The organism is Mesorhizobium sp. WSM4906, assembly GCF_029674625.1.
In the GTDB taxonomy this organism is placed as follows: domain Bacteria; phylum Pseudomonadota; class Alphaproteobacteria; order Rhizobiales; family Rhizobiaceae; genus Mesorhizobium.
The window spans coordinates 4,610,975-4,636,651 of record NZ_CP121355.1 but is presented as its reverse complement, the minus strand read 5'-3'; the positions used below and the strand labels follow the sequence as shown (position 1 = coordinate 4,636,651).

General features: G+C 64.4%; 24 protein-coding genes. 12 read left to right on the top strand and 12 right to left on the bottom strand.

Translation table 11 applies throughout. The features are described from left to right. Positions 1–98 precede the first annotated feature (98 nt). Entirely contained in the window at positions 99–1,298 is a 1,200-nt protein-coding gene (locus QAZ22_RS22285; protein WP_278202845.1) for an AI-2E family transporter, read from the top strand. Here QAZ22_RS22285 and QAZ22_RS22280 read toward each other — a convergent pair. The 3 genes from QAZ22_RS22280 to QAZ22_RS22270 all read right to left on the bottom strand — a co-directional run bounded on the left by QAZ22_RS22280 (position 1,286) and on the right by QAZ22_RS22270 (position 3,681). Further along, entirely contained in the window at positions 1,286–2,182 is an 897-nt protein-coding gene (locus QAZ22_RS22280) for a DMT family transporter (protein ID WP_278202844.1), read from the bottom strand. The two genes, QAZ22_RS22285 and QAZ22_RS22280, sit on opposite strands and share 13 nt — an antisense overlap. A 123-nt stretch (positions 2,183–2,305) precedes the next feature. Then, a complete protein-coding gene (locus QAZ22_RS22275; RefSeq protein WP_278202842.1) occupies positions 2,306–3,070 on the bottom strand; it encodes an arginyltransferase in 765 nt (254 codons plus the stop codon). A gap of 140 nt (positions 3,071–3,210) precedes the next feature. Further along, on the bottom strand, positions 3,211–3,681 hold the full coding sequence (locus QAZ22_RS22270; RefSeq protein WP_278202841.1) for an RDD family protein: 471 nt from the start codon (positions 3,679–3,681) through the stop codon (positions 3,211–3,213). Between the two features lie 199 nt (positions 3,682–3,880). Here QAZ22_RS22270 and sthA point away from each other — a divergent pair, with 199 nt between their 5' ends. After that, on the top strand, positions 3,881–5,269 hold the full coding sequence (gene sthA, locus QAZ22_RS22265) for a Si-specific NAD(P)(+) transhydrogenase (protein ID WP_278202840.1): 1,389 nt from the start codon (positions 3,881–3,883) through the stop codon (positions 5,267–5,269). 73 nt (positions 5,270–5,342) lie between these two features. Here the strand turns inward: sthA and QAZ22_RS22260 are convergent, their stop codons facing one another. Continuing rightward, positions 5,343–6,002, bottom strand: coding sequence for an alpha/beta hydrolase (locus QAZ22_RS22260; protein WP_278202839.1), 660 nt, complete (start codon positions 6,000–6,002; stop codon positions 5,343–5,345). Between the two features lie 202 nt (positions 6,003–6,204). Between QAZ22_RS22260 and opgC the strand changes: the two genes are divergently transcribed. Then, positions 6,205–7,461 carry an OpgC domain-containing protein gene (gene opgC, locus QAZ22_RS22255; RefSeq protein WP_278202838.1) on the top strand — a complete coding sequence of 419 codons (1,257 nt, stop codon included), beginning with the start codon at positions 6,205–6,207 and terminating at the stop codon, positions 7,459–7,461. A 55-nt stretch (positions 7,462–7,516) separates the two neighbouring features. Here the strand turns inward: opgC and QAZ22_RS22250 are convergent, their stop codons facing one another. Further along, a complete protein-coding gene (locus tag QAZ22_RS22250; RefSeq protein ID WP_278202837.1) occupies positions 7,517–8,596 on the bottom strand; it encodes a substrate-binding domain-containing protein in 1,080 nt (359 codons plus the stop codon). A gap of 176 nt (positions 8,597–8,772) precedes the next feature. Between QAZ22_RS22250 and QAZ22_RS22245 the strand changes: the two genes are divergently transcribed. Continuing rightward, the gene (locus QAZ22_RS22245; RefSeq protein WP_278202836.1) at positions 8,773–8,916 is read left to right on the top strand and encodes a hypothetical protein; all 144 of its coding nucleotides are present in this window, start codon (positions 8,773–8,775) and stop codon (positions 8,914–8,916) included. Positions 8,917–8,972: 56 nt separating this feature from the next. Continuing rightward, positions 8,973–9,110, top strand: a complete 138-nt coding sequence (locus QAZ22_RS22240) for a hypothetical protein (RefSeq protein ID WP_278202835.1) — start codon at positions 8,973–8,975, stop codon at positions 9,108–9,110. 46 nt (positions 9,111–9,156) lie between these two features. On the opposite strand, the gene QAZ22_RS22235 is transcribed toward QAZ22_RS22240, so the two are convergent. Both QAZ22_RS22235 and QAZ22_RS22230 read right to left on the bottom strand, forming a co-directional pair. After that, positions 9,157–9,531, bottom strand: a complete 375-nt coding sequence (locus tag QAZ22_RS22235; RefSeq protein WP_278207906.1) for a DUF423 domain-containing protein — start codon at positions 9,529–9,531, stop codon at positions 9,157–9,159. Between the two features lie 36 nt (positions 9,532–9,567). After that, positions 9,568–10,815 carry a multidrug efflux MFS transporter gene (locus QAZ22_RS22230; protein WP_278202834.1) on the bottom strand — a complete coding sequence of 416 codons (1,248 nt, stop codon included), beginning with the start codon at positions 10,813–10,815 and terminating at the stop codon, positions 9,568–9,570. A 119-nt stretch (positions 10,816–10,934) separates the two neighbouring features. Between QAZ22_RS22230 and QAZ22_RS22225 the strand changes: the two genes are divergently transcribed. Next, the gene (locus tag QAZ22_RS22225; protein WP_278202832.1) at positions 10,935–11,600 is read left to right on the top strand and encodes a GntR family transcriptional regulator; all 666 of its coding nucleotides are present in this window, start codon (positions 10,935–10,937) and stop codon (positions 11,598–11,600) included. A gap of 129 nt (positions 11,601–11,729) precedes the next feature. Next, on the top strand, positions 11,730–12,701 hold the full coding sequence (locus QAZ22_RS22220) for a glycosyl transferase family 90 (protein WP_278202831.1): 972 nt from the start codon (positions 11,730–11,732) through the stop codon (positions 12,699–12,701). A 6-nt stretch (positions 12,702–12,707) separates the two neighbouring features. Here QAZ22_RS22220 and QAZ22_RS22215 read toward each other — a convergent pair whose 3' ends face one another. Then, positions 12,708–13,751, bottom strand: a complete 1,044-nt coding sequence (locus tag QAZ22_RS22215) for an aldo/keto reductase (RefSeq protein ID WP_278202829.1) — start codon at positions 13,749–13,751, stop codon at positions 12,708–12,710. Positions 13,752–14,012: 261 nt separating this feature from the next. Here QAZ22_RS22215 and ppk2 point away from each other — a divergent pair, with 261 nt between their 5' ends. Further along, on the top strand, positions 14,013–14,933 hold the full coding sequence (gene ppk2, locus QAZ22_RS22210) for a polyphosphate kinase 2 (protein WP_278076991.1): 921 nt from the start codon (positions 14,013–14,015) through the stop codon (positions 14,931–14,933). Between the two features lie 242 nt (positions 14,934–15,175). Here ppk2 and QAZ22_RS22205 read toward each other — a convergent pair whose 3' ends face one another. The 3 genes from QAZ22_RS22205 to QAZ22_RS22195 all read right to left on the bottom strand — a co-directional run bounded on the left by QAZ22_RS22205 (position 15,176) and on the right by QAZ22_RS22195 (position 21,141). Then, positions 15,176–15,823, bottom strand: a complete 648-nt coding sequence (locus QAZ22_RS22205; protein ID WP_278202828.1) for a dihydrofolate reductase family protein — start codon at positions 15,821–15,823, stop codon at positions 15,176–15,178. A gap of 146 nt (positions 15,824–15,969) precedes the next feature. Then, positions 15,970–17,001 (bottom strand): porphobilinogen synthase, encoded by a 1,032-nt coding sequence (gene hemB, locus QAZ22_RS22200; RefSeq protein WP_278202827.1) that lies wholly within the window; start codon positions 16,999–17,001, stop codon positions 15,970–15,972. Between the two features lie 174 nt (positions 17,002–17,175). Continuing rightward, entirely contained in the window at positions 17,176–21,141 is a 3,966-nt protein-coding gene (locus tag QAZ22_RS22195; protein ID WP_278202826.1) for an autotransporter domain-containing protein, read from the bottom strand. A 296-nt stretch (positions 21,142–21,437) separates the two neighbouring features. Here QAZ22_RS22195 and QAZ22_RS22190 point away from each other — a divergent pair, with 296 nt between their 5' ends. Then, positions 21,438–22,265, top strand: coding sequence for a helix-turn-helix transcriptional regulator (locus QAZ22_RS22190; RefSeq protein ID WP_278202825.1), 828 nt, complete (start codon positions 21,438–21,440; stop codon positions 22,263–22,265). Between the two features lie 21 nt (positions 22,266–22,286). Here QAZ22_RS22190 and QAZ22_RS22185 read toward each other — a convergent pair whose 3' ends face one another. Beyond that, positions 22,287–23,102 carry a DUF2066 domain-containing protein gene (locus QAZ22_RS22185; protein ID WP_278202824.1) on the bottom strand — a complete coding sequence of 272 codons (816 nt, stop codon included), beginning with the start codon at positions 23,100–23,102 and terminating at the stop codon, positions 22,287–22,289. 168 nt (positions 23,103–23,270) lie between these two features. Here QAZ22_RS22185 and QAZ22_RS22180 point away from each other — a divergent pair, with 168 nt between their 5' ends. The 3 genes from QAZ22_RS22180 to QAZ22_RS22170 all read left to right on the top strand — a co-directional run bounded on the left by QAZ22_RS22180 (position 23,271) and on the right by QAZ22_RS22170 (position 25,578). Next, complete coding sequence (locus QAZ22_RS22180; RefSeq protein WP_278202823.1) at positions 23,271–24,314, top strand: 3-hydroxyisobutyryl-CoA hydrolase; 1,044 nt, start codon at positions 23,271–23,273, stop codon at positions 24,312–24,314. Further along, positions 24,311–24,733: a DUF6163 family protein gene (locus QAZ22_RS22175; protein WP_278202822.1), complete on the top strand. Its 423-nt coding sequence runs from the start codon at positions 24,311–24,313 to the stop codon at positions 24,731–24,733. The genes QAZ22_RS22180 and QAZ22_RS22175 overlap by 4 nt, the downstream gene beginning before the upstream one ends. Positions 24,734–25,062: 329 nt before the next feature. Beyond that, complete coding sequence (locus QAZ22_RS22170; RefSeq protein WP_040983294.1) at positions 25,063–25,578, top strand: MarR family winged helix-turn-helix transcriptional regulator; 516 nt, start codon at positions 25,063–25,065, stop codon at positions 25,576–25,578. Positions 25,579–25,677 lie beyond the last annotated feature (99 nt).

Sequence of the window (25,677 nt, the reverse complement as noted above, 5' to 3'; positions counted from 1 at the left end):
AGAAGGAAAAGTAGCTATTTGGACTATCGTCACGATTGCTGCACTATCATGGTGCATAAGCCTTTATCGAATTTGTCGGGCAGGGGAGAAACGCCGGGTTGAAGCGGGCTGAAATCCAGAAGCCGGGACAGCGCCTGTTCGGTCTGTCGACACCGATCAGGGCGGCCGTCATCCCGCCGCTGTCGGCGGCGCGCTGGCTCCTGGTGCTGATCGTTGCCGCAGGCGTCTATTTCTTCCACGGCTTCCTGTTCCCTGTGCTTGCGGCGCTCGTCATTGCTTTCGCCAGCTGGCCGCTCTACCGCAGGCTGCTTACCGCCGTCGGCGGCAACCGCACTATCGGCGCGACTTTTGCCATCCTCTTCATCCTGACCTTCCTGGTGGTGCCGATCGCGCTTGCCGGGACCTATGCAATCAACGAGCTTCGCGAATGGGTGGTATGGGCGATCGAAACCAATCGCCATGGCTCGGCGACACCGCAATGGATCGCCACCATGCCGGTGATCGGCGAGTGGTTGAACGAGCAGTGGACGGAAAATCTCGGCCATCCCGGCGGCATCGGCGAATTGATCCAGATGGTGAGCGGCTCCAATATCGGCACCATCTACCGCGGCGCGCTGGCGGCCGGCGGCAGCGCCTTCGGCCTGGTTCTGACGCTGCTGTTCATGCTGATCGCACTGTTCTTCGCCTATCGCGATGGCGAGGCTTTCGCGGCCCAGGTCGATCGTCTCGGCGAGCGCATCCTGCCGGCGCGCTGGGAGCGCATTTCGCGCGTCGTGCCGGCCACCATCTCGTCGACCGTCACCGGCATGACCATCATCGCCATCGGCGAAGGCCTGGTGCTCGGCATCGCATACTGGCTGGCCGGCGTGCCGTCGCCGGTGACGCTCGGCGCGCTCACCGGCATCATGGCGCTGATCCCGGGCGGTGCCCCGCTTTCCTTCACGCTGGTATCGATCTATCTCGCCGCCAGCGGCAAGCTGTTCGCCGGCATGGCGCTGTTCGTCTGGGGCGCGGTCGAGCTCTTCGTCGTCGACAAGACGTTGCGCCCGAAGCTGGTCGGCGGGCCGATCAAGCTGCCGTTCCTGCCGACCTTTTTCGGCCTGATCGGCGGCGTCAAGACGATGGGCTTCCTCGGCCTGTTCATCGGTCCGGTGCTGATGGCGCTGCTCGTCGCCATCTGGCGCGAATGGCTGCGCGAGGTCGAGATGATGGACGAACAGGCGCGCGCCGCCGACGAAGAGAGAGGGCCGCCACGGATCGAGGCGGCGCCCGAAGCCAGGAAAATTCAGGCAGGGTGAACCACGGCCAGCGCCGCGCGCCGTTTGCGGCCCTCATGCAATTGCCAGAGCGAATGGGCAACCAGCGTCACAATCAGGATCGTGCCGCCGATCAGGCTGTTGCGCGACGGCGTCTCGGCAAAGATCAGCCACACCCAGATCGGGGCCAGCACGGTCTCGAGCAGATAGAACATCGCCACCTCCGGCCCTGAGATGTATTTCGGTCCATTGGCGAGGCAAAAGAACGAGATCGGCATGATCACGGCGCCATTGACGATGATCCACCATGGCTGGTTGACGTGAAGGCCTTCGCCCGAGACCATAAACAAGGCGACCCCCAGCGGCAGGACGACGCCGACGAGCGCGGTAAAGCCCATGTCCTTGCCGCTGGCGCGCGAGATGGTGATGGCCAAAGCGACGAAGAAAGCCGAGCACAGCGCCATGAAATCGCCGAACAGATGCCCGGTGCCGACCGAGCCGCCGACGATGATCAGCACGCCAAGGATCATTGCCAACATGGCGACTACAGTTCCGAGCCGGGGCCTTTCGCGCAGGAATAGCCACGACAGCAGCGCAGCGAACACCGTGTTGAAGGCGAGGATGAAGACGAGATCGGCGGTCGAGGTGTGGTAGACGGCGGTGACGAAGGTAACGCCGGTCAAACCGTAGCACAGCGCCGCGGCAAGCCCTGACCAGCCGGGAATGAGCTTTGGCGCATCGCTGCGCAGTGCACGCCAGACAGCCCAGACCACCAAGGCGACGACGAGCGTGGTGCCGGTGCGCAGCATCATGATGGTCCAGGGGCTGCCGTCGGCCAGCCGGATCAGCGGGATGTCGACGGTGAGCGTCAATCCGCCGAAGGCAGTGATCAGCAGGCCCTTCTGGTGATCGGTATGGGTGGACACTCGGCAATCTCGCAATAATCTTGAGGAGGCGCACGGCGGCCATGCGTCGGCCCTTTCAGCCTGACGACCGAAAGGCCGGCATCCTCCTCCCTGAAACAGTTTAAGGGTGAAAGATGAAGCGGATCAGCGACTGACCGCTTCGTGGTCGTAGCGTTCCCAGCCTTTCGGGCCGAGATGCTCCTGCGGCATGAAGCGCATCTTATAGCTCATCTTGCGCGAGCCGTTGACCCAGTAGCCGAGATAGACGTGGGGCAGTCCCATCGCATTGGCGCGGGCGATGTGGTCGAGGATCATGAAAGTGCCGAGCGAACGGTCCTCGAAATCGGGATTGAAATAGGAATAGACCATCGACAGACCGTCGGCCATCTTGTCGGTCAGCGCAACCGCAATCAATTCACCCTGACCCTTGCCGGTGATGAAGGTGTCCGGGCCGCGGCGCCGGTATTCGATGATCTTGGTATCGACATGCGTGTCCTCGACCATCATCGCATAGTCGAGCACGGTCATGTCGGACATGCCGCCGCGGCGATGGCGGGCGTCGAGATAGGCGCGGAACAGCGAGTACTGCTCGGTCGACGGCTGGGCGTCGTGCATGGCGCCGATCAGATCGGCATTGCGCTGGACCACGCGGCGCATGTTGCGGCTGGCGGTGAACTCCTGCGCCAGGATCCGCACCGACACGCAGGCACGGCAGGACTCGCAGGCCGGCCGGTAGGCGATATTCTGTGAGCGCCGGAAGCCGCCCTGGGTCAACAGGTCGTTCATCTCGGGCGCCTTGTCGCCGACAAGGTGCGTGAACACCTTGCGCTCGAACTGGCCCTCCAGGTAGGGGCACGGCGACGGCGCGGTCAGGAAGAACTGCGGCGACTGGGTCGGATGCTGCGTCATCGATTCTTGGAAACGCTCCTGCGAATCGCCCTACCTTTGGCCCGACCGGGGAAAAATTCAACAGGATTGTGCGGCCGCGGCCGGTCCAGGGTGTTCATATTTTAGCATAACCGCCGTGGTGATGGCGGTCGCGGACACCGCTAAATGTCGGTGCGCGTGACGACGGTGCCCAGAAGCAGGTCATGCAGCGTGCGCTTACGATCCGAAAACAGCGTGACCAGCAGCACCAGCGGCGTCAGGATGACGTTGGCGGCCCAGAACAACACCGAATGCACCACCGCTGTCAGGCCGTCGATGCGCGTGCCGTCGAGCTTGTCGAGCCGGATGCCCATGATCTTCATGCCGGTCGTGGCCTGGTCGCGGCTGCCCAACGTATTCCAGATGTAGAGGATGGCAACCGCCGGCACCAGCACGGAAAACAGTGCCCAGCCGAGGCCGAAGGTCAAAAGGCCAAGCACGGCGACCAGTATCGCGAAGGGGATGGTGAGCAGCGCAACGATGAAATAGTCGAGGATGAAGGCGAAGATGCGCCTTGTGCGCACGCTGCGATAGGCGCGCGTGTCCTCGAACCTCGTGGTGATGATCTCGCCGTCAAGAACGCGCGCGTTCATGTCATATCCTCGTAATTGGCCCGAAATAGGTGTCGGCCATTCGCCACTGAAATGGTGAAAGCCGGCGGCGGAATCAAGATCGACGACTGGTGACGCATGCGCGACAAGCCGTGGTGAGCCGGGGCGCTATGGTTGAATTCATGGCGCGGATCGCGTTAGCTTGCTGCGGCGCAGCAAGACGCCGAGGGGATGGGGAAATATGGATTACGACATGCTTGTCATCGGCAGCGGCCCCTCCGGGCGCCGCGCCGCGGTGCAGTCGGCCAAGCTTGGCAAATCGGTGCTGGTGGTCGACAGGGGCCGTCGCCTCGGCGGCGTCTCGGTGCACACCGGCACAATTCCGTCGAAAACGCTGCGCGAGACGGTGCTCAACCTTTCCGGCTGGCGCGAGCGAGGCTTCTACGGCCGCGGCTACCGGGTCAAGCAGGATATTTCGATCGCCGATCTCGTCGATCGCCTGCACAAGACGCTCGACCACGAGGTCGAGGTGCTGCAGCACCAGTTCATGCGCAATACCGTGAGGAGTGCGCGCGCCGCGGTCAAATTCCTTGGCCCCAATCGGGTCAGCCTGACGGCGGAGAACGGTGACTACAGCGAAGTCGGTTTCGCCAACGCGCTGATCGCCGTCGGCACCAGGCCGCATCGTCCAGGGGACGTGCCGTTCGACAGGAAGCGCATCTTCGACAGCGACGAGATGCTGGAACTCCACCATCTGCCGCGCACGCTGACGGTGATCGGCGCCGGTGTCATCGGCGTCGAATACGCGACCATCTTCTCGGCGCTGGACGTGCCGGTCACGCTGGTCGAGCCGCGCAGCACCATCCTCGATTTCATCGATCGCGAGATCGTCGACGACTTCATCCACCAGATGCGCGATCGCGGCATGACCATCCGCCTCGGCAGCACGGTCAAGGAAATCGCTTCAAAGCCGGATCATGCCGAGGTGACGCTGGCCGACGGCCGCACCATCCGTTCCGAGATGGTGCTCTACGCCGCCGGCCGCACTGGCAACGTCGCCAGCCTCGGCCTGGAGATGGTTGGCATCGAAGCCGATGGGAGAGGTCGCATCAAGGTCGACCCGCAAACGTTCCAGACCAGTGCGCCGAATATCTATGCCGCCGGCGACGTCATCGGCTTCCCAAGCCTGGCCTCGACCTCCATGGAGCAGGGCAGGGTGGCTGCCTGTCACGCTTTCGGCGTCACCCTGCCGCCGGCGCCGGAAACCTTCCCCTACGGCATCTATGCCGTGCCGGAAATCTCGACCGTCGGTCAGTCGGAGGAACAGGTGCGCGAGAGCGGGATCGCCTATGAGGTCGGCGTTGCGCGCTTCCGGGAAACCTCACGCGGTCACATCATGGGCGTCAACTCCGGCTTCCTGAAGCTCCTGTTCTCGGTCGAGACGCGCCGCCTGCTCGGCGCCCATATCGTCGGCGAGGGCGCCACCGAGCTCATCCATATCGGCCAGGCGGTGATCAATCTCGGCGGTACCGTCGACTTCTTCGTCAACAACACCTTCAACTATCCGACGCTGGCCGAAGCCTACAAGATCGCCGGCCTGGATGCCTGGAACCGGATGGGGCAGGGCTGAGTGGCCTAGACGGAGCCGGCTATACCGGAGTCGGCTGTCATGTCGGCACGCGAATTCCGCATCGGGAGTGCCGTCAGCCAGCCGGCGTAGGCCCGGCGAGCCATTGCCGCGCGATCGCGGCATCGGCATCGCCGAATTCATGGCCGGAGGCGACGATGCGCGCATCGACCTCGGCGCCGCGTTGGCCGAACATCGTCACCAGGGCCGGCGCGAAGGGGCCGTAGGTCTGGTCTGTCGCGCCGGCGATGATCAGCACCCGCGTTCCGGCAAGATCGGTCGCCGGCGCGTTGTCGAGCACCGGCATCGCTCTCAACAATGCCGCCTGCCGCACCAGCCCGGGATGAAGCAGCATGAGCGTGGAAACCAGATTGGCGCCGTTCGAATAGCCGAGGAAGGTCGCGCGTGAAAGATCGAGATCGTGGCGCTCGGCGGCTTCGGTTGCGAATTCAGCGAAGGCGGCCGTCTCCGCGCGGATGCTCGACTGCTCGAAGCTGGTCGGCGTGATTCGCTCGAACCAGCGAAAACCGTCCTCCTGCCGGATGCGGCCGCGCGCGGCGACAAGCACCGCGCGCGGCGCGATCTGCCTTGCCAGCGGCGCCAGCGTCGTTTCGTCCACGCCCGATCCATGCAGCACGAAAAGGCAGTCGCAGCTCGCATTTGCCGGTCTCATCAAGCGGTAGGAAAAAGGCAGATCATGATGCAGCACGCTGTTTTTATTGGCATGTTCGGACATGATCACATCCTGTTGATTTTATGGTGATTTCGTTGATTTGCCGGCTTCAAAACGGAATGTTTTCAAGCTCCGCGAAAGTTGATTGAACCGGGCGCATTTCAGGCCGTTTCTGCGCCGATACCCTCCCGACGGGAGGAATCGAAGCGGTGCGTCGGGGGTCGCATTGCTGGACATGAAACACCAGCTCTGAGGCCTTTTGTCGATGACCATCCCCCTTTCTCAGCGCGATACGCGAGCCGACGATCGCGACACGCCTACAAAAGATCGCGATAAGCACGTCAACCAGCGCGACACGCGTATCAACGATCGCGATACGCGTATCGACGTGCTGCGCGCGCTCGCCCTGCTCACCATTTTCGTCGACCACGTGCCGGGCACCATCTTCGAAAACCTGACCTACAAGAATATCGGCTTTTCCGACGCGGCCGAGGCTTTCGTGCTGATCTCCGGCATCTCCGTGGCGCTCGCCTATGGCAGCAAGTTCAAGCCGGGCGGCAGGCTGCTGGCGACCCTGAAGATGTGGCGGCGCGCCGGCGTGCTCTACGTCACGCATATCGTCATCACCATGGCGGTGATCGCCCTGTTCTGCGCCACGGCGGTGTTTGCCCACCGCCCGGAGCTGTTGAAGATGATCAACATCGAGCCGCTGATGAAGAACACGCCGGAAGTGCTGCTCGGCATCGTCACGCTCGGTCACCAGCTCGGCTACAACAACATCCTGCCGGTTTATGCCGCGCTGCTTCTGGCGGCGCCGGCCTTCGTGCTGTTGGTCAGCTGCAGGCCCGTGGCGGCACTGACGGTGTCCGGCCTGCTGTGGCTGGTTGCCGGGATCTGGCAGATCGCGCCGCCGAACTATCCCGAACCGGGTCTCTGGTTCTTGAACCCGCTGTCCTGGCAATTCCTGTTCAATATCGGCCTTGCCGCCATGCTGCACGTCAAGCGCGGCGGCACCATCCCCGTGAACCGGTGGCTGGTGGGCTTCGCCGGCGTCTACGTGGCCGGCGCGGCGATCTGGGTGCACAGCCCGCTCTGGGGTCATATCACCTGGTTCAACCTGCCGGTTGTGATCGGCGGTTTCGACAAGACCTTCCTGTCGCTGCCGCGGCTGCTGCACATCCTGGCCGTCAGCTACCTGATCGTGGCTCTGCCGGCCGTGTCGAACTTGTTCCGCGCCAAGCCCGACAATCCGCTGGCGATCCTCGGCAAGCGCTCGCTGCCGGTGTTCATTGCCGGAACGCTGATCGCCATGGTTGCGCAGGTGCTGAAGCTGATCAATCCGGGCGGGCTCGCCTTTGACACGCTGCTGATCGCGGCCGGCATCGCCATGCAGTTCGCGCTGGCGCTCTATCTCGAATGGTTCGCCGGTCTCGGTCCGGCTCGCGCCAAGCCGGCACGCGGGGAGTCCGCGCGCGCCGCGTTCGGCGCACAACCGGTACCGGCGAGGATTGGCGGGTACTGAAATAAAATCCAGGAAAGCAGTAGTTCAGCTACCTAGCTGAACTGCTGGGAATTGTTCAGCTTTTCGGCGCAGGGCCGGTAGAGGCCCTGACGACGAGCTCGACGCCCATCGTCTCACGCCGCACCGTGCCGTCGAAGTCGAGGATCATGTGAGCAGCCCGGCGGCCGATCTCGGTGATCGGCTGGGCAATCGTGGTCAGCGGCGGGTCGCTTAGCGCGCCGTCCGGCACGCCGTCGAAGCCGACGATGGAAACATCCTCCGGCACCTTGAGGCCCCGCTTGGCCAACCATTCGATGGCGATCAAGGCCATCCTGTCGGACATCGCCAGGATGGCGGTCGGCCGCTCGCCGCCGGTGAAGATCGCTTCGAGCCCGGCCCTGGTGCTTTTTTCTTCGTTCTCGGTCTCGAAGATCGGGATCTTTGTCGTGTCGATACCGAAGCGGGACAGTTCCTCGAAATAGCCGGCGAGACGATCACGCGTTCCTGTATAGACCGCCGATCGGACCATTTCCGGCGTGACGAAACCGGTGCGTTCCTCGCCGAGGGTCAGCGACAGAACCGCGAAGCGGCGATGGCCGAGTTCGGCGACATGGCGCGCGGCGAGTCGCCCGCCGGCGACATTGTCGACGCCGATCGCCGAAATGGTCTCATCGTGAAAGCCGAGTTCCAGCGCCACGAAGGGCAGCCTGCGCTCGCGCGTCAGATCGACGAGGCGCGAGCCGCCTTCGATGCAGAACAGGATGAAGCCGTCGACCAGCGCGCTCTGGATGTTCCAGGCGAGTTTTTCCTGGTTGGCGGCTGAAACCAGGGCGATCCCGGCGCCGGTTGCGTCGCAGGCTTCGGAGATACCGGCCATCATGACGCGGGCGAAGGGATCCTCGAAGAAATAGGAGAGGGGTTCGGTCGTGCCGACGCCGATGGCGTTGACCTTGCCGGCACGCAGCAGCCGGCCCTTCGGATCGGGGCCGGCATAACCCATCGCTTCCGCCACCGCCTTGACCTTTTCACGCACCTCGGCGCGCACGATCTCCGGGCGACTGAAGACGTTGGAGGCCGTGCCGTGCGAGACACCGGCCGCCTTGGCGATGTCCGCCAGCCGGATGGGTCGTGCTTGGCCTTCGATAGGTGATGCCATGTCGTTCCTCCGAATCCGGTCACACAGCCAACATGACCGTGGAATGGTCGCCGGTCATCTAACATTTTTCTTGGATCGATTCAAATTTTCGCTTGACTCCAGTGGTGCGAGGCATATGATTTGAATCGATCCAAGGTCGCTTCGGCGATTGGGAGCAAAGTTCGAAGGAGGGTGCCATGCATCCGGTCAACTATTTGTTTGAAGACGTCTACCGCAACGATTGGGGCATCGCCTCGGCCGCGCGGAGCGAGCGGCGCCGCGGCAGTGCAAGCCCGTGGAAGCGCGAACCCCATTTCATCGTGAAGCGCAAGCGCGCCTGAAAAATCAGCCTTTTTCGCGTCGATCGATTGGATCGATTCAATCCAAGGGGCCAGTCATGCATCCGATCAGCCATCTTTTCCAGGACATCTATCGCAACTATTGGGGCATATCGCCGGCGACCGACCGCCCGGAACGGCAGCGCGCGGCGGAGCCGGCGACGCGCAGATTGAAGCTGCGTCCGGGGCGCAAGTAATCCCGCCGTTTCATTCGCGGCGAGCCCCGCCACGAGGCGGGTCAGTCTAGGGCCGTGGACGCAGTAGCGCCGAAACCGCGATCGCCAGCCAGCCGGCGATAAGCAGGGTGCCGCCGATCGGCGCCGACATCGGGAACAGTCGCGAACCGAGGAAATCCCGGGCGAGCAGGTCGCCCGAGAACAGCAGCAGGCCGACGAGCAGCACCAGGCTTGCGATCCGGAGATACCGGTTGCCGCCGATAAGGCCGATGCCGAGAAAGACCGGCGCATGCATCAACAGGAAGGATGCGGCTGTGCCGGTGAAGGCGCCGCCTAAATGCGCGGCGGCGGCCGACAGCGCCACGCCTGCCGCACCGACGAGGCCGCCCGCCAGCACGAGGACACGGCTGGCGCCGTTCGAGGATTGCCCGGCAAGGCTCATTTCAATGCTCCGTGTTTCGGCAGGCAGGCGCGCCAATCAGGATTCGCCGGCCTCGACCAGCATATGCCGCGCCCGCCGCGACTGGACAATCCAGTTATAGACCGCGCCCAGCGCCATCAGCATGGACGTGCCCAAAAACACCGCCCGCATGCCGAAATGGCCGCCGACGAAGCCGCCGGCGAGCGGCCCCGCTACCTGGCCGACATATTGCGCCGAGATCGACAGTCCGAGCACATTGCCGCCGACGCCGTCCGGGATGTTGTGGCGGATGACGCTGGTGATGCAGGGCAGCAGGCCGCCGAGCGCCAGGCCCATCAGGAAGCGCAGCCCGATGAGCTGCCAGCCGTCGGTGACGAAAGCCTGGGGGATGAGCAGCAGCGCCGAGACCGCGAGCGCGCCGACGACGACATTCCAGTGGCCGACGCGGTCGGCGAGCTTGCCCAGCCATGACGAAGAAAGAATGGTGCCGAGCGCGGCCGCCGACATTACCACGCCCGCGACCATCGTCACCTTGCTCTGGTCCTCGACGAGCTGCTGCACGTAGACGGTGATGATGGGCTCGATCGACATGGTGGCGAAGGCGAGCAGCATGCCGGTCGTCAGCATGGCGACGACAGGGCGCTTGTCGGGGATCTGCGACCAGCCGCTTTTCGGTTTTGCCGCCGAGACGGGTTTGCGCGCCGGCGGGTTTTCCTTGATCAGGAAAGTCGTGGCCAGGAACGCAAGGAAAATCACACCGCCGGAGAGCAGGAAGGTGGCGCGGATGCCGATCACCGGCGGCAGCACGCCGCCGAGCAGCGGGCCGACCAGCGAGCCCGCCGTGATGCCGGCCGAGAGCACGCCGAGCGCCCAGCCGGAGCGGTCCTTCGGCGTCTGCATCGCCACCAATATCGTCGATCCCGAGGAATAGCCGCCGGCAAAGCCGATCAGGAGCCTCAGCAACACCAATTGCCAGACACTCTCGACCATGCCTGTCAGCGACATGCAGATTGCCATCCCGAACGAGGCGCGCACCAGCATCAGCTTGCGGCCGTAACGGTCGCCGAGCCGCCCCCACAAAGGGGCGACCAACGCCGCGGCAAAGAAGGTGGCGCCATAGGCAATTCCCGACCATTGCACGATCGCCGCGTGCCCCTCGGCACCCAATTGTTCGACGTAAAGCGGCAGGAAGGGCAAGAGCAGCGTCATGGCGATGAGCGTGCTGAACGAGCCGGCGAAGCAGACGGCGAGATTGCGCCGCCAATGGATGCTGTAGCCGCTCTGTTCCGAAGTGTCGTCTGCCATGTCATGCCTGCCCGGTCATCCGGGATTGCTCCGGATACCATTTTGGGATACCAAACCGGTATCCGTCATGAACCCGAACCCAGCCGCTGTCAATGCGGCGTCCGAAAAGTGGAACGACGATGTCGCAGATGCAGAACGTCGAAAGGCAGCTTCGCGAGATGATCCTCGGGCTGGAGATCGGCCCGGGCGAGCGGCTGACCGAGCGCTGGATCGAAAGCCGCTTCGGCGCCTCGCGCACCCCGGTCAGGGCCGCATTGCTGCGGCTCGAGACCGAAGGGTTGATCGGCCGCGACGGCCGCGGCTGGACCGTGGCGCCGATCAACCTTGCCGAGCTTGGCCAGATCGCCGTCTATCGCGAGGCGGTCGAGGTGGCGGCGGTGAGGCTGACGGCGGCGCTTCAGGACCGCAGCGGGGTCGAGGTGATCGCGGCGATGCTCGATTCCTGCGATGCCTCGACGCCGCGCGAGGAATGGCACCGCGTCGGCATGGATTTTCACATCGAGCTGGCCAGGCTCTCCGGCAATGAATTCCTGTTGCGAGCCGTGCGCGACGCGATGACGAGACTGTCGCGCGCCCGCTGGCTGGAAGTGCGCGACGAGGCGGCATTGGGGCGCGCCTGGGCCGAGCACCATGCCATCCTGGCAGCCGTGCGGAACGGGGACGCCGACGACGCGGCGCGGCTGCTCTCGGCCCATATCGCGGGCAGCCGCGACCGGCTGGTGACATCGCTGCATGAGGATCGGCGCGGCCTGCGCGCCAGGGGTTTCGCCATCGTCGCTGCCTGATTACCCTCTACCGTCGCCCGAATATAAGGACTCTCACAAGTTCGTCACGGCGCGCGGACTTGCAAGATGTGCGGCGCAATGCTGTAGGAGGTGCGGGGAACAACACGCCACTACTGAAACGACGGACGCATGGCCTCGCCCTTACGCACCGCAGCGCGGGTATTTTATTTCATACGCAACATCACGCGCGATGTGGTGCCGCAGGCTCTCTTTCGCCAGCGCCTGGCTGGCCGCCTGCGGCAGGCGAAGCTCTCCGGCAAAACGGTCCGCGATCGGGTCAACTACTACAATAGGCTCGACCATAGCTTCGTGCCGAGCGCGGCGGCCGTGCCGGCCGGTCAAATACCCAAGTTCGGCAGCATGTATTATTACGATCTGAAGGAGTTCGCGCGCTACTTCGATCGCGGCCTGCTCATCGATCTCGAGTTTGGCGATGTCGTCAACGTGCCCAGGATGCCGGCGATCGTCAAGGATCGGCCGATCCGTGACGACAACGGCAACGCCGTGATCATGAAGCTCGACAAGTTCCGTCATTTCCGGTTTCCCCGCGACAGCTTGTCCTTCGCCGACAAGCGCCCGATGGCGGTCTGGCGCGGCGATCTCAACAATCCGATCCGCAAGCGGTTCGTCGATGCCGTGCGCGGTCTGCCGGTTTGCGATGCGGGCTCGCCCAAGCCGAGCGCGCCGGAGAACTACCGCAAGCCCTACCTCACGATCCCGCAGCAGCTGCAGTTCCGCTACATCGTCTCGCTCGAAGGCAACGACGTGGCGACGAACCTGAAATGGATCATGAGCTCGAATTCGCTCTGCCTGATGCCGCCTCCGACCTACGAGACATGGTTCGCCGAAGCTGAGCTCGAGGCCAATGTCCACTACGTGCCGCTGGCGCCGGATTTTTCGGATGCCGCCGACAAGATCGCCTATTTCGAAAAGCGTCCGGCGGAAGCCCAACGCATCATAACGGCGGCAAACGCTTACTGCCGCCGGTTCAGCAACGAAAAGGACGAGCGGGCGGTCTCGCTGCTCGTCCTCTACAAATATTTCGTGCTGAGCGGCCAGATCGAACCCGATCCGGAAGTCTGGCGCTACATCACAGGTTGACGGTTCTCAGATGACACTGCGATCAAGCACCAGGTCGGCCGGGCCGAACCGGTCCTTGGCGGTGAACTGCTGGTGCCAGTATGGGTAAAGCACCGGTGGCCGGCTGACGGCGTCGAGCCGCAAGCGCTCATCCAACGACAGCGTCAGGCTTGCCGCGGCAAGATTGTCCTTCAGCTGGGTTTCGTTGCGGGCGCCGATCACCAGCGAAGAAACGGCCGGGCGGCCGAGCAGCCAGGCAAGCGCCATCTGGGCCGCCGAAACACCGCGCGCCTTGCCGATCTCGACCAGCACGTCGACGATGCGCCACAGCCTGTCCTCGTCGCGGATCGGCGGCTCCGACCAGCCGCCAAGCTGGCGCGCCGTCGGGCTATCGCGGCGGTATTTGCCGGAAAGCAGGCCGCCGGCCAGCGGGCTCCACACCAGCACGCCAAGGCCCTGGTCGACCGAGATCGGCAGCAACTCGTACTCCGCCTCGCGCGCTTCCAGCGTGTAGTGGATCTGCTGGGTGACGAAGCGTGGCTGATGATGGCTGTCGCTGATCGAGAGCGCCTTCATCACCTGCCAGCCGGAATAGTTGGAGCAGCCGACATAACGGACCTTGCCCTGGCCGACCAAGGTGTCGAGCGCGGCGATCGTCTCCTCCAGCGGCGTGACGCCGTCCCACTCATGCAGGAAATAGATGTCGATGACATCGGTCTTGAGCCGCTTCAGGCTTCTTTCGCATTCGCGGATCAGGTGATGGCGCGACAGGCCTTCGTCGTTGGGGCCGCTGCCGATCCGCATGCGCGCCTTGGAGGCGATGAGCACATCGTTCTTACGCTTGCCGCCAAGCGCCTCGCCGACGATCTCCTCCGACAGGCCGCTCGAATAGACGTTGGCGGTGTCGATGAGGTTGATGCCGGCATCGATGCAGGTGTCGATGATGCGCCTGGCCTCCGAAAGATCGGAATTGCCGACGGCGGCGAACGGGCCTGTGCCGCCGAAGGTCATCGTGCCAAGCGTCAGTGTCGAAACCTTGAGGCCGGAACGGCCAAGCGTGCGGTATTCCATGTCAGGTCCTCGCGATTTGTTTTGAAAAGGCGCGACGTGGCGGGCGCCGGAAAGAGGCGGAGGGTATTTGTAGGACAATTCCGGCGGCTTGTCGCCCCGCCATCGATACGGGCCGATCACATATCAGCTAGTCCAGTATGCTGGTCCGCGCTTGCAATAAAACCGTCATTGCGCATCTGTATCTCAGTCGGCTTACGGAGTTGCGTTTCCCGGGCCGGAACGCATCCGAGGCGAAAGTGGCTGGCAGGCAGGAGCTGCGCGATGAACGAACTCAAAACGAATTCCGGAGCCAAGGACTGGCTGGAAGCCGAGCTCGAGGACACGCTCGACGAGGACTATGAGCTGGAGATTTCCGAGCCCGCGCTCTCGCTCGAGATCGCCAGGATCTACAAGAAGTCGCATCCGCCCTCCATCGAGCGGATGACCTATTTCCGCGAGCTGCTGCGGCTGCAGTCGGAACTGATCAAGCTGCAGTCCTGGGTCGCCTACCACAAGAAGAAGCTGGTGGTGATTTTCGAGGGCCGCGACTCCGCCGGTAAGGGCGGCGTCATCAAGCGTATCACCCAGCGCCTCAACCCGCGCATCTGCCGCGTCGTGGCGCTGCCGGCGCCGACCGAGCGCGAGAAGTCGCAATGGTATTTCCAGCGCTACGTGCCGCATCTGCCGGCGGGCGGCGAGATCGTGCTATTCGATCGTTCCTGGTACAACCGCTCCGGCGTCGAGCGCGTGATGGGCTTTGCCAATCCCGAGCAGGTGGAGGAATTCTTCCGCGACGTGCCGGAATTCGAACGCATGCTTGTGCGCTCCGGCATCACGCTGGTGAAATACTGGTTCTCGATCACCGACGAGGAGCAGCAGATGCGCTTCCTGATGCGCATCCACGATCCGATGAAGCAGTGGAAGCTGTCGCCGATGGACCTGCAGTCGCGCGTGCGCTGGGAGCAGTACACCAAGGCCAAGGAAGAGACCTTCGCCCGCACCAACATCAAGGAGGCGCCCTGGTTCATCGTCGAAGGCAACGACAAGAAGCGGGCGCGGCTGAACTGCATCGACCATCTGCTGCAGCAGATGCCCTATGAGGACGTGCCGCATGAGGAGATCACGCTGCCGGAGCGTGTCTTCAACCCGTCCTACGAGCGCCAGGTGCTGCCGCGCGAGCTTTATGTACCGGCGAAGTATTGAGGCGTATTGCCTTCTCCCCGTTCACGGGGAGAAGGTGCCCGAATGGCGGATGAGGGGGCGGCGCCCACCTCGAAAATTGAAGTCGGTAAATCGCTGCAGTCGGTCGTATTGTCGGCAAAATAACTGGATCGGTAGCGCCGCCCCTCATTGCCCTGCCGGGCATTTCTCCCCGTATAGTGACGGGGAGAAAGGGCCTGCCCCCAAGGGTTTCGCCAATCATCACAAGACGTTGGGTCTATTTCCTAATCCCTCCCGATCATCACATGCGTGGCATCGGCCGTCGCGACCTGGCTGGTGCAGCGGTAGCCGAGCTTCGGCATGTCGAGACCGGCGAAAAGATGCTCGCCGGAGCCGAGCAGGAGAGGCGAGATGGCCAGATGCATCTCGTCGATGAGCCTCTCTTGCAGATATTGCCGCACAGTCGAAACGCCGCCGCCGACGCGTACGTCCTTGCCGTTGGCCGCCGCCTTCGCCTGTTCGAGCGCCGAATGGATGCCGTCGGTGACGAAATGGAACGTCGTGCCGCCTTCCATGACGATCGGCGCGCGCTTGTGATGGGTGAGCACGAAGACCGGCACCTGATAGGGCGGGTTGTCGCCCCACCAGCCTTTCCAGTTCTCGTCCGGCCACTCGCCGCGGATCGGCCCGAACATGTTGCGGCCGAGGATCCAGGCGCCGACATTCTCGAAGCTGCGCACCGCGAAGCTATCGTCGATGTCGGTGGTGCCGCCCTCCTTGCCGATCACCATCTCGCGAAAGGTGCGGGTGCCGATCATCCATTTATGCAGGGCTTCGCCGCCGACGCCGAGCGGGGTTTCGAGAGTCTGATCCGGACCGGCGCCGTAGCCGTCGAGCGACAGGGTGAAAGCGTTGACACGCAGCTTGGACATGATTGCCTCCTAAACCAGTTGTAATGTGCAATCAGTTACGGAATAGCTTGACTGATTGCGATTTGCAAGCGGAATTTCTCTGGACGCCCAAAATCGCCCGGTGGGCTTACCTGGACAGCAAGACCTCAAAGGCGATGGGGAGGAGGTCAGCCCTTCAGCATCTCGGCCACGGTCGGCGCGAAATAGGTGAGGATGCCGTCGCAGCCGGCGCGCTTGAGCGCGAGGAGCGATTCCAGCATCGCCTTCTCGCCGTCGATCCAGCCATTGGCGGCGGCTGCCTTGATCATCGAATATTCGCCCGATACCTGGTAGGCGAAGGTCGGCATCTGCAGCTCGTCCTTCAGCCTGCGGATGATGTCGAGATAGGGCAGCCCCGGCTTCACCATCAGCATGTCGGCGCCTTCGGCGAGGTCCTGCTCGGCCTCGCGCATGGCCTCGTCGGAATTGGCGTGGTCGACGTAATAGGTCTTCTTGTCGCCCTTGAGCAGGCCGGCAGTGCCCACCGCCTCGCGATAGGGGCCGTAGAAGGCCGACGCGAACTTGGTCGCATAGGACATGATCGCGACGTCCTGGAAACCGTTGGCGTCGAGCGCGTCGCGGATGGCGCCGATGCGCCCGTCCATCATGTCGGACGGCGCGATGATGTCGGCGCCGGCCGCCGCCTGGATGACGGCCGCCGCGGCGACCTGCTCGACGGTCTCGTCATTGACGATGATGCCGTCGCGCAAAATGCCATCATGGCCGTGGCTGGTGAACGGATCGAGCGCGGCGTCGGTAATAATGCCGATCTCCGGCACCGCCTCCTTGATGGCGCGCGTGGTGCGGTTGATGATGTTTTCCGGATCGAGAATGTGCGAGCCGGTCTGGTCGCGCAGCGAAAGCTCGATATTGGGGAAGGTGGCGATCGCCGGGATGCCGAGCTTGGCGGCGCGCTCGGCTTCCTTGACCGCGAGGTCGACGGACAGGCGATAGACGTCGGGCATGGCGGCGATCGGCTCGCGCACATTTTTGCCGTCGACGACGAAGATCGGCCAGATCAGGTCGTTCACCGACAGCTGGTTCTCCTGCACCAGACGGCGCGACCAGTCGGCCTTGCGCATGCGCCGCAGCCGCCGGCTGTGAGTGATCTCGTCGACGCTGCGCGCGCCGGCAGGCTTTGCGGGGGTGAATCTGTTCATCGCCAAAACTCTCTTTTGGCCGCGCTTTTATCACGCGCGTTTGCCGCTGACCAATGCGACACGATTGTGCCAGCAATCGGAACGCCCATGGCAGCGGTGAAACAGGCGAGCGCGCTGTCGCGGTGGTGTGGCGCGGGCATCATCGTACGGCCACGCCGGATCCTCGTCAGGCGGTCAGAACCTGAAGCCGAGTTGAGCCTTGAAGCCGTGGTTGCGGGCGCGGCTTGCGATCTGGCCGGAGTAGGACAGGCCGAAACTGGCCTCGGGCGCGATGTCGAGGTCGAGACCAGCCTCGACAACGGCGGCATCCCGTGCGATCGGCGCGCCGGCAATGGTGAAGTTATTGCCGCCGGCAAAGGCGTTGACCACCAGCGGCGTGGTGTCGCCAAAGGCGTGACGCCAGCCGAGTGTGCCGCGCGCCGTCGCGCTGACGGTGCCAAGCGCAAAGGCGGTCGAGGCGCGCAGGCCTATCGTGGTGAAGGTGGCGTCGGTATTGGAGGCCTGGCTGGCGAGCGCCGCCGGGCCGTCCGTCTCGGTGAAGCCGTCGGTATGGACGTTGACATAGGCGAGGCCGGCGAACGGCTCGAAACCGATGTTGCCGGGCTCGATCCTGTAGCCGAGTTCGGTGAATATCTGTGCCGTTCCCGCGTCATAGCTGGCCGACGGTGCATCGGCGAAACCGGTGAAGGCGACCGATCGGGCCGCCTCCACATCGTGCCAGCTATAGGCGGCGGCGGCCCTGAGGCCGAGAACGCCCCATTGCCGACCGCCATAGACGCCCAGGTGATAATTGTCGCTCGATGCCGAAGAGGCGCGATCATCTACGTCGAAGGACGAGTGGCTGTAGCCGGCCAGCGCGCCGACGCGCCAGTCGCCGACCGGCGCATCGGCGCCGACGAGCAGGCCGCCGGTATCGTGATCCAGAGCCGCCGCATTGCCGTCGCCATCGATCTTGCCCCAAGAGCCGAACGCCTGGGCCCATACGGCGAAGCGACCGATATCGGCTGGCGCCGATACCGGTCCACCGTCGCCGTAGGCCATAACCGGCAGTGGCGAGGCAGCGACACCCTCGAAAGCGCTTCGCACCCGTGCCGTTGCCGCCTCGCGCACGAAGCGGCTGTCCTCCAGCATCGCGCCCTTGATCGAGGCATGGACCTCGCCGGAAAGCTGGTCGAAGGCGGCGCGCGCGGTTTCGCTGTCGGGCAGGCCGGCGATCGCGTCATAGACCGCATTGCCCTGCCCAAGGCTCTCGGCGCCTTGACCGGTGGCGCATTGGTTGCGGGTGGCGGCGACGTCACAGAACGCGACCTGGTTGCGCGTGACATCGAGATAGACGGCCCCGGGATCGTAGACCAGCGCGAGACTGACGAAGGGCGCGTTCTGGGTCAGCGCGCCATAGGTGCCGGTGACGCCGCCATCGGCGGTCAGGATCGTATAGCGCGTCCCCACCGCGTAGCCGCCTGGTGCCTTCAGTGCGAAGACCGTGCCGCCCTCTATCGTCGCCACGCCGCCTACGTCGATCAAATCGGAATTCCCGGCGGGGTCGATCTCGGCGACATATGTCGAGCCTCCGAGTTGAACATAGTCGCCGTCCACCGTCAGCGTGCCGATCGAATTGCCGGGCGCGATCACGCCGGCGACGCTGACGTTGCCGCCGATCGTCCCCGAGCCGCCGAGCGTGCCGCCGATCTCGACGCCAACATTGCCTCCGATGTTGCCGTTCACCCGCAGTGTGCCGCCCTCGATCGAGGTCGGGCCGCTGAAGCCGGAATTGTCGCCGGTGAGGTTCAACGCGCCGGCGCCTGTCTTTGTCAGGCCGCCCGTTCCGGAGATGAGCCCCGAAAAAGTCGTGCTGGTGCCGTCGGCGCCCACGGTCAGCGTGCTGCCGCCGAGAAGGACAGTGCCGGCACCCGCGAGCGAGCCGATGGTTTCGTCGTCGCTCTCCACGCCGGGCAGCACGGTCGTCGGCCGGACCAGCGACAACGTGGCGCCGGCGGCAATCGTCGCCGCGGAACCGTCGGGAATGGAATCGCGCCCGGCGCCGACGGCAAACAGCGTGCCGGCAAGGATCTGGGTCGCACCGGCGTAGCTGCTGTCGCCGGCCAGCACTTGGCGGAAAGTTCCGTCCTTGATGAAGCCGCCGCTGCCGGTGATGCCGCCGTAGAAATAGCTGGTGACCCTGGCCGAGTTCTGGCTGACCGTCAGATTGCCGCCGGCAAGCTCGACATTGCCGAAAGCCGTGTCCCCCGAGGATAGCGTGGCAATCGTCTCGTCATTTTGGATTCGCAAGTTGCCGCCGAGCAGGAAAACGGAGGAGGCGTCGCCGATCGCGTGGCCGCCGGCCGCCTCCAGCGTGCCGGCGAGGATGCGGGTGCCGCCGGTATAGCTGTTGGTGCCCGACAGCGTCAGCGTGCCGGCGCCGCTCTTGTTGAAGAGGCCATCGCCGCTGATCGCTCCGGCCAAAGCAAGATTGGCGTCGGTCTGGAACGTGGCGCCGTTGTCGCCGATGACGACTTGACGCGCGCTTGTGAATGAAGCCGTGTTCTGCAGCGTGCCGCCGTCCAATGTGAGACTGCCGCCGGGATCGCCGAGATTGGCGTCCGAAGAGACTGACAGAGTGCCGCCGGCAATGATCCACGGCGTGACCGCGTCCGTGGCGCCGGTCAGCCTCCATGTGCTCGAGCCGGTTTTCTCGAATATCTCGAAGCCTTGGTATTGCGAGCCGATGGCGGAGGCATCGAAGACGCCGTCGGCGGCGCCGCCAAGCGCCAGCGTATCTTGCATGCCGGCCGCGACCACGTTTCCGTTGACGGCAAAACCCCCATGCAGTTCCAGATGGTTGACGCCTCCGGTGAAGCTGATGGCGTTGGCTCGCACGCCGAGGCCATCGGCGGCAAAGCCGCCGCTGATCGTGCCGCTGTTGATGATGGTGAGATTCGATCCCGAGACGCCCTCGCCACCTTGGCCGGCAGTGCTCGCGCCGCCGGCCGCGCCGCCATTGCCGCCGGTGATCGTTCCGGTATTGGTCAGAAGGCCGGAACCGCTTACGCCGGCGCCGCCCGCGCCCCCGAACGTAGGCACCCCGTCAAGAACACTGCCGGCGTTTCCGCCGTCGCCGCCGGTGATCGATGCGCTGTTGCCGATCGTCGCCCCCAGCCCGACGCTGATGCCGGAGCCTCCCTTGCCGCCATCGCCGTGTCGGCTGTCGCCGCCATCGCCGCCAGCGATCGTGGCTGCATTCCGATTGAAGATGACCGCATTGTTGCCGAGCTCGATACCCGCGCCGCCATCCCCGCCGCGGCCCCGGTCTCCTGTGACGACGCTGCCGGTGCTGTCCACGGGCGTGCTGCCGCCATTGCCTCCGACGATAGCAGCCGCGTCAAGGTTGGTGACGTTTGCATCGTTGCCACCTATGAGGCCGCTGCCGCCCTTGCCTGAGTCGAGGATATAGAAGCCCCAGCCTCCGGCCCCTCCTTGCAGCAACCCGTTGCCTTGGTTGGTGACGGTCGCGCCGTCGCCTGTGAGAACACCGGTCCCGCCGTCGCCGCCGCCGGCGTAGTCATGCGTCGCCCCATTGCCGCCGTCGCCGCCCGTAACTGTGCCGGCATTGCTGACTCGGCCGGGCGCGCTCAGCACCGCGCCATAGCCGCCGGCGCCGCCGCCTCCGCCGTAGCCGACCGCACCGCCGATGCCGCCATTTCCACCTTTGCCGCCGGCCAGGGTCTGACCGGCTTGGTTGTCGATCGTGGTGGTGCTCTCAATGCCATGCGCGCCGCCGCCGCCGCCACCACCGCCAGGCCCGCCGCGGCTGTAGCCGGTGTCGCCATCCTCGCCATCCGCTCCAGGCGTGGTTCCGCCTGCTCCTCCCAGGGCTCCCGGCTGGAGAATGCCTCCGGAAAATTCGCCTCCGCCGGTGCCACCGGCCGCACCCGGACCACCGCCGCCACCGCCACCGCCGGAGCCAACAGGGGCATCCTGGCCGGGATCGCCCGGGTTGACGCCGCCGGCAACGCCGGGGCCGCCCGCACCCCCCGCCGCGAATGCCGGCGACGGCTCAATGGAGGCGAAGCCGAAGACGGACACCGTGCCGCCGATCAGCAATGAGGCAGCAGAAGATCGCCAGAGGACATTTGCCTTCATGCCCGCGTCCAATTCCATCGCATCGGCCGCCCTCCGCTCTGACCCCTGACAGTGTCCGTCCGAGGTCCCGGCCGCCGGCGGGAACACCCCCCGGGGCCAATGCTCGGCGGTCGCATTCGCCTCGACGCAACCGGTGACACGGTGCTTGGGGAATTGGCCATTACCCGAACGGATAGAGGCGGCCGAAAGCATGTCCAAGGTCCCGCTGCCTGTAGCTTTTCGGTCGTATCTGTGGCACCTTAGCAACAACGGATTTCCGTTATTTTTCAATGGACTAATGTAGCGGTGGCGTAAGCGTGGCTGACGAACTTCTAAAGGACGAAATCATCGCGCTTTATGCCGCCGAGCCGGATTTGGCCGAGCTGCCGGCCGTGCTGTTCGGCAGCGTCGCCCGGTTGATCGGCGCGGATGTCGTCTCCTATGCCGAACACCATCACCGAAGCCGCGAATTCCGCAGCCTGCTTTCGGTGGACGACGATCCGCAAAACCGTGCTCGCGCGGTCGAGGCGTTCGCCCGCCACATGCTCAGCCATCCGTTCTGGCAGTACGATCCGGCTTTCTATGGCGAGCGGGCGCTGCGCGAATCCGACTTCTTCAGCGACGAGGAGTTCTTCGGTCTGCCGATGGCGAAGGAAGCGTTCCTGCCATCGGGCGCACACCGCATGATGGCCGTGGTGATGGAGCATGAGGGCTATTCGCTTCTGATCGTCGGCCATCGCGTCGTCGGCCGGCCGCCCTTCAGCGACGAGGAGCGTGACCGGCTGCAGGCTTATCGCCCGCATATATTGCGCAGCTACCGGCAGGCGCAGCAGCGCACCCTGGCCAGGGTCAAGCCTGCGGAGCGGTTGGGGCTCGCTTTTCCCAGCCTCACCGCGCGCCAGCTCGAAGTCGCGTCCGGCCTCATCGAAGGCCGCTCCTACGAGGAAATCGCCTCCGCGCTCGGCATCGGCGTCGATGCCGTCAAGGCGCATGTCAAGGCGATCTACCGCACGATCGGATCGAGCAACGGCCGCGTCGCGGCAACGATCGCGCACACGGTGCTGCCTTTCGCCGTCATGCCGCCCTTGTGGAAGGTCGGCAGCGGCGCCTGGGGCGGGTCCGCGCAGCAGCGATCGTCAAGGTGAAGACGCCGCCGGAATGGCGGCTCACGGCTGCCCGTTGCCCGACAGGATCTGCGCCGCGCCCCTCACGGCCACGCGAAAAGCCTCGTCGAAGCTGACGCCGCGCGCTTGCCATTGATAGGTCTTGCCGCGATCGGCCAGCCGCCAGTCGGCGATCCAGCCGAGTTCCTTGTCGCTCCACACGATGCTGCCGGCAAGCGCCCGGGCCGCCCCCGCATTTTTCGCGAGCCGGTCGAGCCTTGCCATATCCGCCGCGGAGAGCGCCTTCTCGTCCAGCCCGGCAAGCTGCCTGGCTTTTGGAAAGGTGACGCGCATCAGCAGCGGACCGGTGGCGTTGGTGAAGGATTCGCGCATCGTTTGGCCGCGATCCTCGTCGGCCGTCAGCACGAAATGCCTCGCGCCCTGCTCGGTCGTGAGGAAGACGGCGAGCGCCTGCCGCTCGCCGTGCCAGGGCCTGCTGCCGAGTTGCGCCAAAAGCTTGTCGACCACCGCGGGCTTGTAGAGGCACGTCAGGTCGTGCGGCCTGTCATGGGTGCCTTGCTCGTCATGGATCGGAATGCCTTCCAGCCGGTCGTGGTAGCGGAAGGATTGGACGAAGTCGGCTGCCTTGTCGCGCAGTGCCAGCATTTCCGATTTCTGCGTCAGCCGCTGGTCGCCGGAAACCCTGACCAGCACCTTCTCCAGGCAATCCTTGAAGCCGATCTGGCGGTTCGGCTCGCCTGTACCGGTGACGATGGTCTGTGCCTGGTAGAGATCCGCCGGCGTTGCGGCAAAGCCGGAGGGAGCTCCGAGCCATAGGAGGCATGTAAATCCGGCCGCGAAACGAGAAAATCCAGGCATGTCGATTTGCTCGCAAGTCTGTCGGGCCGCGCGGACGCAGCCATTTGCCGGTTACCTAACACCTGGCGCGGCTGGTCGCCAGCGCGGCGATCCCGCCATTGACGCATCCCTATGCCGCCTTTAGCACTTCAATCCCCCTGGAAGGGCGGAGAGAAGGATTCTCTGGTGATGGATTTTGGCGGAGGCGACGAGATTCGCTTCGAGCGTTTGGGCAAGGCGGGTGTCGTCACGCTGACGCGGCCGCAGGCGCTCAATGCCGTCACCCACCGTATGGTCAAGGCGCTCGGCAGGGCGCTCGACGCCTGGGAGGGCGATGCCGGCGTCGCCGCCGTCGTCGTCAGGGCCGAGGGCAGGGCGTTCTCCGCCGGCGGCGATATCCTGCACATCTACGAGGCCGGCCGCGCCGGCAAGCCGCCGGTCGATTTCTTCGCCGACGAATACCGGCTCAACGCCCGCATAGCGCGCTTCAAGAAGCCCTATGTCGCGCTGATCGACGGCATCGTCATGGGCGGCGGCGTCGGCATTTCCTTCCACGGCTCGCACCGCGTGCTGACCGAGAACGCGCAGTTCGCCATGCCCGAGGTCGGCATCGGCTTCTTCCCCGATGTCGGCGCCAGCCACTTGCTGCCGGATCTCGGCGGCAGCTTCGGCATGTATCTGGGGCTGACGGGAAACCGCATCCGCTTTGGCGATGCGCTGTGGTCGGGCCTCGCCACGCACACGATCAAGGCCGAGGACCAGGCCGGCCTGCTCGACGAACTCGCGACAAGCGGCGATCCGAACGCGGAGCTGCGCGATTTCTTCACCCCGGCGAAGCGCGAGACCGAGCGACAGGATCTGGATTCGATCGCGCGCCACTTCTCGCAAGCCTCGCTCGCCGGCATCATCGCCAGCCTTGAGGAGGCTGCCGCCACCGATGCCTTCGCCGCCAAGACCCTGGCGACGATCAGGACGCGCTCGCCGACCAGCCTCAACGTCGCCTGGCGCGAGATCAGCGCCGGGGTGACGCTGTCGATGGACGAGTGCATGAAGATGGAGTTTCGAATCCTCAACCGGATGCTTGCTGGCCACGATTTCTACGAAGGCATCCGGGCCGCCATCATCGACAAGGGCTCGAAGCCTGAGTGGCGGCCAGCCAGCTTCGAAGCGGTGAGGGCAGCCGATATCGACGCCTATTTCGCGCCGCTCGAGGCTGCGGAGCTCGAGCTATGAGCGAGGTAACCTCCAGGCGCGTGGTGCTGCAGCCCTCGACCACCGAGATCATCTTCGCCTGGTTCCAGCGCGTGATTGCCGGCTATTGCCTGCTCTTCGGCATCCTCTACTGGATCCGGCTGATCGGCATCTATCCGGGCGAGCTATGGCGCTTCGACCTGATGCCGGTGCACTGGCAGGTGGCCGCGGCCACGCTTGCCGTCTTCTTTCCCTTCGCCGCCGCGGGCCTCTGGATGCTCGCCTCCTGGGGACCGGTGATCTGGTTCATCTGCGCGGCGACCGAGACCGTCATGTATGCCGGCTTTCCCGACCTCTTCGGCCACAGGCTGCTGATCGTCGTCTCGCATGCCTGTGTCGCGCTGCTCTATATCGTCTTCCGGGTGATCATATGGCTGCAGAAGCGCCAGCTCCGGCAGTAATGCATGTCGCTCGAAAGTGGGCACCGGTTTCGGGAGAACGATATGCATCAAAGCAAATGCATGTCGCCCGAAAGTGGGCAGCGCCTTAGGTTGCCGAACGGCTCGGGGAACCTAGGTGCGGGGTCGGCGGTTTGCCCTAAAACCGTTGGCTAAATCTTTAGGTTAATTGTTCTTGCTCGTGTGACCGTTCGTTAAGCCTCTTTCGAAACCTCTTACCGGTAAGCTCTTGTTAGCCCTGGCGTTTAAGTCGAATTTTATGAGTATTCGATAGTGTCGCGATCAAGGTGAAGAACAAAAAATCACCGGGCGACAAACGAGAGGCAAAGACAATGATCAATTCGCGTCCGGCGGCGAAGACCGCCAACGTATCCGACGATCGCCGCGAGGCGATCCGTTCGCTGTACATGGAATCGCTGCAGCTGGTGGAGCGTCTGCATCGCCGTCTGCTTGACGTGATCAAGGACGAGTTCGACCGCAACGGCCGCTCCGACATCAACGCCATCCAGGCGCTACTGCTGTTCAACATCGGCAATTCGGAGCTGACCGCCGGCGAGCTGCGCTCGCGTGGTTATTATCTCGGCTCGAACGTCTCCTACAATCTGAAGAAGCTGGTCGACCTCGGCTTCATCAACCACCAGCGCTCGCGCATCGACCGCCGCTCGGTGCGCGTCTCGCTGACGCCGAAGGGCAACGAGGTGGCCGACGTCGTAGCCGGGCTCTATGAGCGCCATGTCGGCTCGATCGAGGCGGTCGGCGGCATCAACACCGACGAGTTCAAGCAAATGAACCGCGCGCTCCAGCGTCTCGACCGCTTCTGGAACGACACGATCGCTTATCGGATGTAAGCGCGTTCAAACCTGAGACATCGAAGCCGCGCCGAAGAAGCGCGGTCCCCCGGGGAAGAATATGGGACGGCGCCGAAACGCGCCGGTCCTTTCCTGTCA

Coding starts and splice junctions, on each gene's coding strand:
- QAZ22_RS22175 (WP_278202822.1), top strand. CDS start 24,311: ATGAGCGAGGTAACCTCCAGGCGCGTGGTGCTGCAGCCCTCGACCACC.
- hemB (WP_278202827.1), bottom strand. CDS start 17,001: ATGAACAGATTCACCCCCGCAAAGCCTGCCGGCGCGCGCAGCGTCGAC.
- QAZ22_RS22185 (WP_278202824.1), bottom strand. CDS start 23,102: ATGCCTGGATTTTCTCGTTTCGCGGCCGGATTTACATGCCTCCTATGG.
- QAZ22_RS22170 (WP_040983294.1), top strand. CDS start 25,063: ATGATCAATTCGCGTCCGGCGGCGAAGACCGCCAACGTATCCGACGAT.
- QAZ22_RS22230 (WP_278202834.1), bottom strand. CDS start 10,815: ATGGCAGACGACACTTCGGAACAGAGCGGCTACAGCATCCATTGGCGG.
- QAZ22_RS22235 (WP_278207906.1), bottom strand. CDS start 9,531: ATGAGCCTTGCCGGGCAATCCTCGAACGGCGCCAGCCGTGTCCTCGTG.
- QAZ22_RS22220 (WP_278202831.1), top strand. CDS start 11,730: ATGGCCTCGCCCTTACGCACCGCAGCGCGGGTATTTTATTTCATACGC.
- QAZ22_RS22270 (WP_278202841.1), bottom strand. CDS start 3,681: ATGAACGCGCGCGTTCTTGACGGCGAGATCATCACCACGAGGTTCGAG.
- ppk2 (WP_278076991.1), top strand. CDS start 14,013: ATGAACGAACTCAAAACGAATTCCGGAGCCAAGGACTGGCTGGAAGCC.
- opgC (WP_278202838.1), top strand. CDS start 6,205: ATGACCATCCCCCTTTCTCAGCGCGATACGCGAGCCGACGATCGCGAC.
- QAZ22_RS22215 (WP_278202829.1), bottom strand. CDS start 13,751: ATGGAATACCGCACGCTTGGCCGTTCCGGCCTCAAGGTTTCGACACTG.
- QAZ22_RS22260 (WP_278202839.1), bottom strand. CDS start 6,002: ATGTCCGAACATGCCAATAAAAACAGCGTGCTGCATCATGATCTGCCT.
- QAZ22_RS22250 (WP_278202837.1), bottom strand. CDS start 8,596: ATGGCATCACCTATCGAAGGCCAAGCACGACCCATCCGGCTGGCGGAC.
- QAZ22_RS22205 (WP_278202828.1), bottom strand. CDS start 15,823: ATGTCCAAGCTGCGTGTCAACGCTTTCACCCTGTCGCTCGACGGCTAC.
- QAZ22_RS22225 (WP_278202832.1), top strand. CDS start 10,935: ATGTCGCAGATGCAGAACGTCGAAAGGCAGCTTCGCGAGATGATCCTC.
- QAZ22_RS22180 (WP_278202823.1), top strand. CDS start 23,271: ATGGATTTTGGCGGAGGCGACGAGATTCGCTTCGAGCGTTTGGGCAAG.
- sthA (WP_278202840.1), top strand. CDS start 3,881: ATGGATTACGACATGCTTGTCATCGGCAGCGGCCCCTCCGGGCGCCGC.
- QAZ22_RS22195 (WP_278202826.1), bottom strand. CDS start 21,141: ATGAAGGCAAATGTCCTCTGGCGATCTTCTGCTGCCTCATTGCTGATC.
- QAZ22_RS22240 (WP_278202835.1), top strand. CDS start 8,973: ATGCATCCGATCAGCCATCTTTTCCAGGACATCTATCGCAACTATTGG.
- QAZ22_RS22275 (WP_278202842.1), bottom strand. CDS start 3,070: ATGACGCAGCATCCGACCCAGTCGCCGCAGTTCTTCCTGACCGCGCCG.
- QAZ22_RS22245 (WP_278202836.1), top strand. CDS start 8,773: ATGCATCCGGTCAACTATTTGTTTGAAGACGTCTACCGCAACGATTGG.